This window comes from Paraliomyxa miuraensis, from assembly GCF_026337845.1.
Taxonomy (GTDB): domain Bacteria; phylum Myxococcota_A; class Polyangia; order Nannocystales; family Nannocystaceae; genus Paraliomyxa; species Paraliomyxa miuraensis.
Genome location: NZ_JAOVZF010000161.1, coordinates 321,788 through 334,012, shown reverse-complemented (window position 1 = coordinate 334,012; position 12,225 = coordinate 321,788). Strand labels below are relative to the sequence as shown.

Here is a 12,225-nt window from a genome sequence, read left to right as displayed (position 1 = left end):
GGCGAGCGCATTCGTGGAAAGCGCTGGCGAAAAATCGGACGGCGCGCAATAACAGTGTTCGTCGGACAAAGGATTCCGTCCCGTGCCACCATTCAGGTCAGCACCGATGGACATCCCCGCTGGTGCCGCTTCGGTTCCTTCTCGCTCTGGTCGGCGGCTCGCCGTCGCCCTTCAGTAGGTCTTCGATGAAAAGATCCCTGCGTCGCTTCGGTCCCCTGGCTCCCACGCTGTGCCCCGTGCTGTGTCTGGTGGCGCTGGTGTTGCCCGCTGCGGGCTGCAAGGACGACCCCGAGGGTGACGGGGGCACCGACAGCGCAACGGGTACGGGTGGCTCCGTCGGTGAGGAAGGCGTCGACGAGACCGCCGATGGCACCGGCACTTCGGGAGGACTCGAGGAGCTCGACGTCACTCCGGCGCCGGGCGGCATGCGACGTCTGACGCCCACGCAGTACGTCAGGAGCGTCGAGGTGATCCTGGGAGAGGCCGCCGCGGCCGCAGCCAACCCGCCGCCCATGCCCCAGCTCGGTCACTTCGACTCGCAGACGGCGGTCGACGAGCCGCTCACTCCGGTCGACATCGAGACGTACGAGTCGTCGTCGATGGCGATCGGCAACGCGATCATGAACGACCCCTCGGGGCTGGCCGTGGTGGCGCCGTGCGTGAACCTGGGCGGCGACGATTGCTACGAGCTGGTGGCGCGAGATCTCGGACGTCTCGCGTGGCGCCGGCCCGTCCTCGACGAGGAGGTCACGACCCTGGTCGCCATCGCCAACGCGGCGCGCGAGTGGGGCGAAGGCGACTTCATGTCCGGCATCAAGTACGAGGTCGCGGCCATCCTGCAATCGCCCAACTTCCTCTACGTGGTCGAGGTGGGGCAGCCCACGGGGGAGGGCGACGTTCGCGAGCTCGACCCATACGAGCTCGCGTCGCGGATGTCGTTCTTCTTCGTGGGTCACACGCCCGACGCCGACCTGCTCGATCTGGCCGAGGCGGGCGGGCTGAGCACCAACGGGCAGCTCGAGAACGTCGCCTACGACCTGCTCGAGCGCCCCGAGGCGCGCGCGCGCCTGGCCGAGTTCTACGACGAGCTCTACCGCCTGCGAGATCTGCAGACCAAGGGCAAGGACGCCGTGCTGTTCCCCACGTTCTCCTCCGAGCTCGCCGCGGCGATGCGCCAGGAGACGCTGCTGCTGATCCAGAACGTGGTGTTCGAGGAGGAGGCCAACTTCCTGAGCATCTTCGACGCCAGCTACACCTTCGTCAACGACGACCTGGCGCAGCTCTACGGCATGGATCCGCCCGCCTACCCGTGGCAGCTGGTGCCCATGCCGGTCGAGCAGGGGCGGGCCGGCATCCTCACGCAGCCGGCGTTCCTCACCGTGTTCTCGCACCCCGACATCAACTCGCCCACGCGGCGCGGTCTGTTCGTGCAGGAGACGCTCCTGTGCAACGAGATCCAGCCGCCGCCGCCCGGCGTGATGGCCAACGCGCCCACGCCCGCCGAGGGACAGACGCTGCGGCAGTGGCTCGAGCAGGTGCACAACGCCGAGGACAGCTGTGCTGGATGCCACAGCCTGATGGATCCGGTCGGGTTCGCGTTCGAGCGCTTCAGCCCCATCGGTGCGTTCCGGCAGCTCGACAACGGCCTGCCCATCGATTCCTCGGGTGAGGTCGCCGGAGTGGGCACCTTCGGCAGCGCCGCCGACCTGGCCACGCTGGTGCGCAACGATCCTCGAACGCCGATCTGTGTGGTGCGCAACCTCTACCGCAGCACCCTCGGACACGAGGAAGGTCCCGATCAGTTCGACGGCCTGATGGTGCTCGACGAGTCGTTCGCGTCGACCAACTTCGACTACAAGGCGCTCATGGTCGAGCTGACCAAGAACCCACTGTTCCGCCTGGTGGACGCCCCCAAGTGATTCCTCGAGAGCCGACCCCGTAAGGACCGTACCCATGCATCCTCTACGCAAGCTCAAGCTCAGCCGTCGTACCGTGCTCCGTGGAATGGCCGGGGGAGCCGCCGTCTCCGTGGCCCTGCCGCCGCTCGAGGCCATGCTCAACGCCAACGGCACCGCCTACGCCAACGGCGATGGTCTGCCCACGCGGTTCATCTCGTTCTTCTGGGGCAACGGGGTGGTGCTCGATCGCTTCGAGCCCTCGATGCAGGGTCCCAACTGGGACTTGACCGAAGAGCTGCAGCCGTTTGCTCCGGTCAAGGACTACGTCTCGGTGCTCACCGGCATCATGAACCGGTGCGAGCAGCAGATCACCCACCACGAGGGCATGACCGCGTTCAGCGGCTATACCTTCACGCCGTCGGGGGGCCCCGGGTTCGCGTCGAACTTCGGCGGGCCGACCATCGACCAGCTGGTGGCCGATGCGATCGCGGCACGGGTGACCACGCCGATCCGCTCGATGCAGGTGCAGTGCTCCAAGGGCTTCTCGCCGGCCGACAACGGCACCACCGCGTCGACGATCTCGGTGCGCGGCAATCCGGGCAGCCTCACGCCGCTCTACCCGCAGGCCAACCCCGTGCAGGTGTGGCAGACGGTGTTCGGTGAGTTCGTGCCGCAGCCCGACGACAGCGCGCTGCGCCTGTCGATCCTCGACGCGGTGCGCGACGACGCCAATCGCCTGCGCCCGCGCCTGGGCACCATCGACAACCATCGCCTCGACGCGCACTTCGACGCGCTGACGGAGCTCGAGCAGAAGATCGTGGCGATGCCGCCCACGTGCGACCTTCCGCCCGCACCCATGCACACCAACAGCGAGTCGGTCAGCAACGAGCAGCTCGTCCTGACCAACCAGATCATGGCGGAGCTCATCGCCTACGCCTTCGTCTGCGACATCACGCGGGTGGCGTCGATGCTGTTCTTGCCGCTCGCGGGCGAGGCCGTGCTGTCCGAGTCGGGCAGCGGCAGCGGCAGCACGCAGCACGTGCTCAGCCACCAGGGCGGCGAGGCCTACCACCAGGGCATCGTGTTCATCATGGAGCGGTTCTCCCAGCTCATCCAGATCCTGGGGAACACGCCGGAGCTCGACGGCAGCAACCTGCTCGACTCCACCATGATCTATGGCAGCAGCGATTGCTCGATCGGCTGGACCCACAGCATTCGGCGTCAGCCCATCATCCTGGCCGGCACGGGGCGCGGCCACCTGGTGCATCCGGGCATCCACTATCAGGCGGTGGCGGCGGCCGACCCCAACAACGGCAACGCGCCGTCGCAGGGCAACATGAGCGACGTGCTGCTCTCGCTGCTGCAGGCGTTCGATCCCGCCGCGACCTCGGTGGGTGGCGGTGCGGCGATGTCCAACACGCCGCTCACCGAGATCCTGGCCTGAGACTCCTGATGTGAGATCTTGGGCCCGGGAGTGCACGGACCCCTGAGCGAACCCCGCGACAGCGCTGAGCCGGCCGGCCTGGGCCCGATCCAGGAGGTCGTCGACGCGATCAAGGCTTCGCGCAAGTACCGAGCGGTGGGGGTGGAGACGATCCGCGCCCTCGCCGAGCAGGCGTGGCCCGAGCACCGCAAGCGCAAGGCGCTCGAGAAGGCGGTGCGCAAGCGGCTGCATGGGATCGCGGCCTCGCACCTGGGTGATCCCGACTACGAGACGCTGGGCCGCGCACTCGAGGAGGCGCTGGCGCGGGGTGACGAGGCGGCCGAGCGGGCCGCGTGCGAGCGAGCGCTGCTGCAGCACCTGTCCACGCGCGAGCGCTGGCCGTATCTGGCGGACTTCTACGCGGCGATCTTCGAGCACACGGGGGTGCCGGACACGCTGCTCGACCTCTGCTGCGGGCTGGGGCCGCTGTCGCTGCCGTGGATGGGGCTGCCGGCCAGCACGCGGCTATGGGCGTACGACGTGCACGAGCCGCGGGTGGCCATGATCGGGGCGTACCTGCGCGCGCGCGGGCAGGCGGGTGGGGCGGAGGTGCGGGACGTCGTGCTGCGTCCGCCGAGCGAGCGAGCCGACGTGGCGCTGCTGCTCAAGGAGCTGCACCGGCTGCAGCGGAACTATCCCGCCAGGCCGGTCGGAGGGCCTGCGGGGCCGGGCGGGTCGGGGGTGGATGCGAGCTGGCTGGCGTCGATGCCCGTGCGGCGGTGGGTGATCTCGCTGCCGGCGTTCAGCGCCCACGGGGGCCGGGGCCTGGTGGGGCGCTACCGGGACATGATGGCGCGCCTCTGTGAGGGCCGCGGCTGGGCCACGCACGAGCTGCTGTTCCCGCACGAGGTGGTGTTCTGCCTCGACACCGGGCCCGACTGACGGAGGCTACGCGGTGGCCGGGGCGGGCAGTTGCGAAGGGACGCGAGCTGGGCCCATGCTCGGGCCCGCGGTGCTCTATCTCGTCGCCACGCCCATCGGCAACCTCGAGGACGTCTCGCTGCGGGCGCTCGAGATCCTGCGCACGGTGGACTTCGTGGCCAGCGAGGACACGCGGCACACGGCCAAGCTGCTGGCGCGCCACCAGATCAAGGCGCGGCAGATGCCGTTCCACGAGCACAACGAGTCGCGCGTGGTCGGCAAGATCGTGACGCTGCTGCACGAGGGGCGCGACATTGCCCTGGTGAGCGACGCGGGCACGCCGGGGATCGCCGATCCCGGGTTCTCGCTGGTGCGGCGCTGCCACGAGGAGGGGCTGGCCGTCACGATGATCCCGGGGCCCGCCGCGTTCGTGATGGCGGTGGTGCTGTCGGGGCTGCCGCTGCACGCGTTCACGTTCCGCGGGTTCCCGCCGCGCAAGTCGGGCAAGCGCAAGCGCTTCCTCGCCGTCGACGTGGCGTCGCCGCACACGCTGGTGTTCTACGAGAGCCCCTACCGGGTCAAGCAGCTGGTCGAGGATGCGCTCGAGGTCTACGGCGATCGGCGGGCGGCGCTGTGCAACGACCTGACCAAGAAGTTCGAGGCCGTGCACCGGGGCACGCTGTCCGAGCTGGCCCGGCGGCTCGAGGAGGAAGGGGCGCGCGGGGAGTACGTGCTGGTGATCGAGGGCACGGGCGGAGGCGCCGGCGAGCGTGACGACGACGATCCGCCCGAGCCGCTAGGGCCGCCGCGCTGAGCTTGGGTGTGGCCACGCATCGGGGCCGGGATCAACCGGCGAAGCGGTAGACCTCGATCCCCACGTCTTGCCACTGCGGGGCGAACCGACGGCCCACGTCGGCGATCGAGAACCCCCACGGGGCGGGCAGCGCTCGTGGCAGCTCGATCCCGTCGTGCAGCGCCTCGTAGGTCGCGCGGTCGAGGTCGACCGCACCGTCGAGCGCTCGATCCCAGCCGATGCGGGCGGCGGCCTGCTCCCAGCCGTCGCACACGTGCAGCGGCCAGGCCTCGGCTGCGTCGCCGCTGCCGTAGCCCACCGCGAGCATGCGGCGGCCGGTCAGCGACATCTTGCCCTCGTGGGCGTCGGCGAAGGCCGCGGCCAGCCATGCGGGCAGCGAGCCGGTGTAGAGGTTGCCGAGCGTCTTGACCCGCTCGGTGCCCAGGCTCATGTGCTCGGCCACGAAGCGGCGGTACTCGGAGCTGCGCGCGTAGTGCTTGGCGACGGCCTGTGCCTCGACGAAGGGATCGGCGCCGGGGCCCCGCTGCTCGATCTCGTCGAACAGGCTCACCGGGGCCTCGATCTGAGCCCGCGCCACCGCCGGATCCACGCCGGCCTCGCGGCACAACGCATCGAAGCGCGCGGCCTGGGCGGGCGATCGCCCCATGCTCCACACGAGCGCATGCGCCATGGCCTGGATCGGCAGGTGGTGATAGGGCCGGTGCAGCAGCACGGCGGCGACGTCGGCGTAGAACCCCTCGGCATCCTCGCCGCTGCGCTCCAGCATGAGCTCGAGGGCGGCGATGACCTCGTCGAGGTAGCAGAGCGTGGAGTACTTGCCGTTGAACACGGGAAAGTCGTGCAGGCGGCGGGTGCCGGCGTCGTACTCGGTCATGAAGTGGCGTGCCATCGGCTTGCGGAAGTCGGCGCCGCGATAGGCAGCCGCGCTGCCGCTGCGCTGCAGATCGACCGCGAACAGCTTGGGGTCGCGCTCGACCAGCATCGCGACCGCACCCGCGCCCTGGGTCTGCTCGCCGGTGCTGCCGCGAGCGTACTCGGCCACGTCGGCGGCGATCACCAGCGCCACGCGATCGCCCGCATCACAGGCGGCATACCGCAGCGCGCCCTTGAGCCCGTACATGCCGCCGAGGCACGCGTGCTTGATCTCCGGCACCTCGCACGCGCGCGAGAGAGGAGGCCGGCCCTGGGCCTGGAGGGCGCGGTCGAGCATGCCCTTGACGATGACCGCTCCCGCCGCGTTGTCGGTGCTCGACTCGGTGCCGAGGGCGAGCATGCCGACGCTCCGAGGGTCGACGTCGTAGGCGTCGATGAGCCGCAAGGCGGCCGAGGCCGCCATCGTGTAGACGTTCTCGGTCGGAGAGCACATGCGGAAGCTGCGGCCGACCACGGCCTGGATCTTGTCGGCTGGCGAGCCCGTCCACTCGCACCACTGGTCGAGCGAGACGCGAGGGGCGGGGACGTAGAGGGCCATGCCGCTGACTCCGGGTGGCGGCGAGGAAGACGAAGCTTGGTCGTAGGTGCTCATGTCGCGGCCGAGGAGGGTACCGGCTCGAGCCCGGCGTGGGGCTGCCGTGTGCCGATCGTCACCGTTTCGAAACATCGGCGTGTGACGTGGATCAACCGAGCGGGCCTATGTCAGCGGCTCGTTGCCCGACTCGCCGCCGAGCTTGGGCAAGTGTTCGAATCCCTCGATCCACGGCACGCGCACGTCCCAGTAGACGTTGGCGGTCGGAGCCCGGTCGAGCTCGCCTTCGAGGCTGGCCAGGGCCACGTGTACCTCGTCTGGCCAGCGCTCGCCGCCGAACAGCATGGTGCTCCCGCAGCGGCCGCAGAAGCCCCGCCATGCGGCCGCCGAGGAGTCGAAGCGGACCAGGTGCTCCTCCCCTCGGGTGATGCGGAAACGATCGTTCCGCATGCCGAACCAGGTGACGAAGCCGGCCCCGTGGGCACGGCGGCACATGCCGCAGTGGCAGTGGGCACACCACTTGCTGGGCAAGGTGATCTCGAAGCGGACGGCGCCACACAGGCACCCGCCCTCGCGACGTTCATCGGTCATGGAGCGCGAGCGTAGTACGAGCCCGCGCCCGAGTGGGTGTCAACCCGTGGTGGCACCGTGGCGCTGCAGCTGGTCGGAGAGCTGGGTGTAGAACCGCAGGTTGTGCAGGGTGGCCAGGCGCAGGGCCAGGGGATCCTCGCACTTGAACAGGTGGTGCAGGTAGCCGCGGCTGTACCGGCGGCAGCACAGCGCGTCGCAGTAGGGCGAGATCGGCTCGGGATCGGTCGCGTGCTTCTTGTCGAGGATGTAGAGGCGCTCGTAGAAGTTGGAGCCCGCCACCACGGGCGCGCCTTCGGGGTCGGGCGCGTCGCGAAAGCAATAGAGCCGGTGGTGGCGAGCGTCGCGGGTGGGCAGGCTGCAGTCGAACACGGCCGGACGGCCCAGCGCCGTGATCGCGGCCAGGTGGTCGGGCTTGCCGACGCCCAGCGCGAACAAGGGGGCCTCGGGGGGCAGCACCTCGTGGAGCACCGCGAACATCTCGAGCTGCAGCGCGCCTTCCTCGTCGAGCGGCCAGCCGCCGAACCCGAACGCGTGCAGGCCGGCGTCGATCAGCGCCTGGGCGCAGTGGCGGCGCAGCGCGGCATCGTTGCCGCCCTGGATGGGTGCGACCAGCAGCGGCGGCGGCCCCTCGCTGCGGCGCTGGGCGAGCTGTCGCTCGAACTCCTCGCGGGCGCGGCGGGCCCAGGCGACGGTACGGTCGACCGCGCGGCGTTGCTCGGGGGCCGGAGCCTCGGGGCCGGTGCAGTCGTCGAGGGCCACCATCACGTCGGCCCCCAGGCGAAACTGGGTCTGCACCACCTTCTCGGGGGTGAGGATCAGCTTGTCCTTGCCATCGGGAGGGCGGAACACGATCTCGTGGTCGCGGATCTGGCCATGCTTGGGGTTTTGGCGGATCAGCGAGAACACCTGGAAGCCACCCGAGTCGGTGACGATGGGCCCCCGCCAGCCCGCGAAGGCATGCAGGCCGCCGAGCCGCTGCACCACGCGGATCCCCGGTCGGGTCATCAGGTGATAGGCGTTGATCATCAAGGCGGGGATGCCCACCGCCTCGAGGTCGCTGGCGTCGACCGAGCGCACGAAGCCACGCGTGGCGTCGGGGATGTAGCAAGGGGCCCGCAGGGGACCGTGGGCGGTGGAGATCTCCATCGAGCGGGAGGCGTCCTCGGGGCGCTTGCATAGTACAGGTCGGTTCCGTTTCGCTGATTTTTTGGAGGATGGGGCCGGGCATGCCAAGGACCGAGGCGCGGTGCTGCGTTCGAACGAAGATCTCCCGCCCTCGCCCTCGCCCTCGTCCTCGGGGCCCCCGAGGATCGTCCTGCTGGCCCCGGAGGCCCTTCGACCGCAGGTGGCCTGCGTGGAGGACGGCCTGCGGGCACGCGGCTACCGGGTGCAGGTGGCGCTGGGGCACAAGGCGCGCCGCTGGGTGCGGCAGGCTCCGCCCGGGCCTCCGTCGCTGCGGGTGATGTGCGTGGCGGAGATCGACCCCGCCTACGCCGAGCAGCTTCGCAAGGGGCGAGACGACTTCCACATCGTGGCGCTGCGGACCCCGCGGTCGGTGGTGCAGGAGGTCGAGCGCATCACCGGTCGAGTTCGGGTGCGTCGCCAGCCCCGGCCGTCGCGGATGTACCTGGCGCAGCCCACCTTGATCGAGCAGCAGCTACGGGCCGGGCGCAGCTGGGGCTGGACCGCGGTTGCGGGCGTGGTCTTGCTGACGCTCGGAGCAGGCGTGGGGGCGGTCATGACCGGGCCGGCTCGCAGCACGACCGCGCCGAGCGACTCGGCCGTGCTGGGGCGCGCACCGGCACGCCCGACGGCGAGCGAGGACGCGATGACGCCCAAGCGCGAGGAGCCAGTGCTCTCGGCCGTGGCGCTCGATCGCGACTGATCCGGCTCCAGGTAGCGCTGCACCGCGCTCTGCTACGATCCACCGATGCGAATCCTCGGAGGGTCCCCAGGGCTTGGTGTGGTGGTGCTGCTCGCGGCCGGCTGTGGAGGACCCGACGATCCGGAGGGCAGCGGTGGCACCGACTCGGGCAGCCCCGACCAGGTGGGATCCGTGTGCGAGATCCCGGACGATTGCTATCCCGAGGTCGACCCGGCCGATCTCGCCGGTCCGGTGGAGTGCCTCGATCGGGTGCCCGAGGGCTACTGCACCCACCACTGCGCCGACGATGCCGATTGCTGCGCCGTCGAGGGCGAGTGCCAGACCGATCTGCCGCAGGTGTGCTCGCCGTTCGAGTCGACCGGCATGATGATGTGCTTCCTGAGCTGCGAGAACGAGGACGTGGCCGCGGCCGGAGCCGACGACCCGGAGGCGTTTTGTCAGCACGAGGTCAGCCCCTACTTCATCTGTCGCAGCAGCGGTGGCGGTTCGAACAACCGCAAGATCTGCGTGCCGGGTGACTGCGGGGTGGGGGCGGCGTGCGTGGAGGATGCCGACTGTGCCAACGGGCTCGCCTGCGATACCGCGTGGGAGGGAGGCTATTGTGGCGCGCGGGACTGCGAGACCAACGCCGACTGCCCGGACGACTCGCTGTGCATCGCGGACGGCGATGGCAGCTACTGCGCGCGCACCTGCCAGGCCGAGACCGACTGCACGTTCTGTCGCCCCGAGGCGCACGCGGCCACGTGCACGGCCGACGTCGATCATGCCGACGGCAGCGACACGCCGGTCTGCGCGGCCACGCACACCTGAGTGGCGCGGCCTCGGGGACCGACCCCTCGATCCATGCATGCGTGAACGCAAGTCGGCTCGGCCGAGCGCCCCGTGTGGGAGCCGCCGGGCCGAGCCGAGGTCGTACGAGCCGGGGCTCGATCAGCTGGCCGGATCCGCCGCCGCGTCGGCCTCGACCGCATCGGCCGGAGCCTCGCCGCCGCCCTCCGCGGCCATCTGCGCCTTCATGCGCTCTTCCATCTGCTCGGGGGCCACGATCTCGACGCGCATGGCCACGCCCCACGAGATCCCGGCCGGATCGACCACCATGCCGTAGCGGTCGCCCCAGAACATGTTGGTCAGCGCCATCGCTTCGGTGCCGCCGGCTCCGGTCGCCTGCGTGAACGTGGCCTCCACGTCGGTCGTGTACATGTGCACGGTGATCGGCGAGCCGCCGAGGGTGGTGGCCGACTTGTAGCCCATGTCGGGGCGCTCGTCGGAGAGCATCAGGACCGAGTCGCCGATGGTGAGCTCGGCGTGCATCACCTTGCCGTCGGGCCCGGGCATCAGCTCCTTGTCCTGGGCACCAAAGGCCGCCTTGTAGAACTCGATGGCCGCGTTCGCATCGCTGGTGGTCAGCGCGAGGGTCACCGTGTGGTACGCGTCGGGCGTGGGGTCGGTGGCCGGGGTACCCGCCACCTCCTTCCACGCGGGCGGACCCTTCTTGGCCTTCTTGGCCTTCTTGGCCTTCTTGGGATCGGCCGGGGGCATCGCGAGCTCGGCTCGCTGCTGCATCTGCTCGGGGGTCAGGTCCTCGACGTGGGTGGCAAGCGCCCAGCGATGGCCGAACGGATCCTCGAGCTCACCGTAGCGGTCGCCCCAGAACATCTCCTCGACGGGGGTCCAGGCGCGCGCGCCCGCGTCCATCGCCGCCTGATAGGTGGCGTCGGCGTCGTCGACGTACATCATCAGCGTGCCGGGCGTACCCCCGAGGGTGGCGGGCGACTTCATGCCCTGGTCCACGTTCTCCTTGTCGAGCATCATGATGCTGTCGCCGATCTTGATCTCGGCGTGCATCGTGGTGCCGTCGGGCCCGGGCATCGAGTAGACCTTGGTGGCCCCGAACGCCTTGCCGTAGAACTCGACCGCGGTGTCGACGTCGGCCACGACCAGCTGCGGGGTGAGGGTGAAGAATCCCTCGGGGATCGGGTCGACGGGCTCGGGCTCGGGCGCGGGCTCGGGCGTCGTGGTCGGAGGTGCCGGCTTGGGTCCACAGGCGGGGACGAGCAGGGCGAGCGCGAGGGGGAGGGTCAGGCGATGAAGAACCATTTGGGGATGCCTTGGTCGCGTGAACGCTACGCCGGGCCGCGTGTGGATGTCGAGGGGTGATCCGGCCGTTTCGCGGAGCAGCGTTCATCGAGCGGGTCGGGAATGATGGCTTCGAAGGGTCACGAGCCGCCGCCGAAGTGGCGGCGCGTAGCCTGCGCGCGCGCTTGCGCGGGGTCTGGCGCAGGCGAAACAAACCGGGACCCCTCGCCCACCAAAGCCGTGTGACCCCGCCGGTGGTCGTGGCCAGCCCCCTCCTCGCCGAATCGGGCCCCCGGCCCATCGCGCTCGATGGTGGCGTCTGCTACCCCCAAGCCCAGCGCATGGGCCCCCAGCGGAACAGCGGCTCGATCGATGCGATCGCGCCAGCCAAGCCCATCATCGAGGTGGTCGACGTCCATCGCGAGTACCGAATGGGCGGGCAGATGGTCGCCGCCCTCCGCGGGGTTTCGTTCCGCGTGATGCCGGGTGAATTCGTGGCCATCGTGGGCAAGTCGGGCTCGGGCAAGACCACCCTGATGAACCTGCTGGGCTGCCTCGACCGCCCCACGCGAGGGGTCTATCGACTCGGGGGCAACGACGTGCAGGGGCTGTCCGACGACGCGCTCTCCGGGCTTCGCAATCGGCACATCGGCTTCGTGTTCCAGAGCTTTCAGCTGCTCGAGCGCAGCACCGCGCTCAAGAACGTGGCGCTCCCGCTGGTGTACCGTGGCGAGCCCTCGGTGCGGCGGCGCACGCTGGCCGTGGAGGCGCTCGGCCGGGTGGGGCTGGCCCACCGCGTGGGACACCGGCCCAATCAGATGTCGGGTGGCGAGCGTCAGCGGGTGGCGATCGCTCGGGCCCTGGTGGGCTCGCCCACGCTGCTGCTGGCCGACGAGCCCACCGGCAACCTCGACTCGGCCACCGAGCGCGAGACCATGGCGCTGTTCTACGAGCTGCACGCGGCCGGCAACACCATCGTGCTGGTGACCCACGAGCCATCGATCGCCCAGCAGTGTCCTCGTGCCATTCGCCTCGCCGATGGCTGCGTGGTGAGCGATGGCCCTGGCCGCGAGGTGGGGGTCTCATGAGCGTGCGCGTGAACCGACGAGCATGCGGACGAGCGACCGGCCGGCCGCTCGCCTGGCCGGCCGG

At 70.2% G+C, this 12,225-nt stretch carries 11 protein-coding genes; 7 read left to right on the top strand and 4 right to left on the bottom strand.

From position 1 onward, the window contains the following. Positions 1-185 precede the first annotated feature (185 nt). The 4 genes from OEB96_RS36835 to rsmI are packed head-to-tail and all read left to right on the top strand — an operon-like array spanning position 186 to position 5,056. Positions 186-1,919: a DUF1592 domain-containing protein gene (locus tag OEB96_RS36835; RefSeq protein ID WP_266221566.1), complete on the top strand. Its 1,734-nt coding sequence runs from the start codon at positions 186-188 to the stop codon at positions 1,917-1,919. Between the two features lie 34 nt (positions 1,920-1,953). Continuing rightward, a complete protein-coding gene (locus OEB96_RS36830) occupies positions 1,954-3,342 on the top strand; it encodes a DUF1552 domain-containing protein (protein WP_266221565.1) in 1,389 nt (462 codons plus the stop codon). Positions 3,343-3,372: 30 nt separating this feature from the next. Beyond that, positions 3,373-4,263 (top strand): class I SAM-dependent methyltransferase, encoded by an 891-nt coding sequence (locus OEB96_RS36825; protein WP_266221564.1) that lies wholly within the window; start codon positions 3,373-3,375, stop codon positions 4,261-4,263. Positions 4,264-4,318: 55 nt separating this feature from the next. Continuing rightward, positions 4,319-5,056, top strand: a complete 738-nt coding sequence (gene rsmI, locus OEB96_RS36820) for a 16S rRNA (cytidine(1402)-2'-O)-methyltransferase (protein WP_266221563.1) — start codon at positions 4,319-4,321, stop codon at positions 5,054-5,056. Between the two features lie 31 nt (positions 5,057-5,087). On the opposite strand, the gene OEB96_RS36815 is transcribed toward rsmI, so the two are convergent. From OEB96_RS36815 to OEB96_RS36805, 3 genes are all read right to left on the bottom strand, one after another. Next, positions 5,088-6,581: a hypothetical protein gene (locus OEB96_RS36815; RefSeq protein ID WP_266221562.1), complete on the bottom strand. Its 1,494-nt coding sequence runs from the start codon at positions 6,579-6,581 to the stop codon at positions 5,088-5,090. 105 nt (positions 6,582-6,686) lie between these two features. Further along, the gene (locus OEB96_RS36810) at positions 6,687-7,112 is read right to left on the bottom strand and encodes a GFA family protein (RefSeq protein ID WP_266221561.1); all 426 of its coding nucleotides are present in this window, start codon (positions 7,110-7,112) and stop codon (positions 6,687-6,689) included. 39 nt (positions 7,113-7,151) lie between these two features. Further along, a complete protein-coding gene (locus OEB96_RS36805) occupies positions 7,152-8,345 on the bottom strand; it encodes a tRNA-ribosyltransferase family protein (RefSeq protein WP_266221560.1) in 1,194 nt (397 codons plus the stop codon). 13 nt (positions 8,346-8,358) lie between these two features. Between OEB96_RS36805 and OEB96_RS36800 the strand changes: the two genes are divergently transcribed. Together OEB96_RS36800 and OEB96_RS36795 are read left to right on the top strand one after the other, a co-directional pair. After that, on the top strand, positions 8,359-8,997 hold the full coding sequence (locus OEB96_RS36800) for a hypothetical protein (RefSeq protein ID WP_266221559.1): 639 nt from the start codon (positions 8,359-8,361) through the stop codon (positions 8,995-8,997). 45 nt (positions 8,998-9,042) lie between these two features. Continuing rightward, a complete protein-coding gene (locus OEB96_RS36795; protein WP_266221558.1) occupies positions 9,043-9,807 on the top strand; it encodes a hypothetical protein in 765 nt (254 codons plus the stop codon). Positions 9,808-9,927: 120 nt separating this feature from the next. On the opposite strand, the gene OEB96_RS36790 is transcribed toward OEB96_RS36795, so the two are convergent. Continuing rightward, complete coding sequence (locus tag OEB96_RS36790; RefSeq protein ID WP_266221557.1) at positions 9,928-11,094, bottom strand: VOC family protein; 1,167 nt, start codon at positions 11,092-11,094, stop codon at positions 9,928-9,930. A gap of 320 nt (positions 11,095-11,414) precedes the next feature. Between OEB96_RS36790 and OEB96_RS36785 the strand changes: the two genes are divergently transcribed. Continuing rightward, positions 11,415-12,161: an ABC transporter ATP-binding protein gene (locus OEB96_RS36785; protein WP_266221556.1), complete on the top strand. Its 747-nt coding sequence runs from the start codon at positions 11,415-11,417 to the stop codon at positions 12,159-12,161. Positions 12,162-12,225 lie beyond the last annotated feature (64 nt).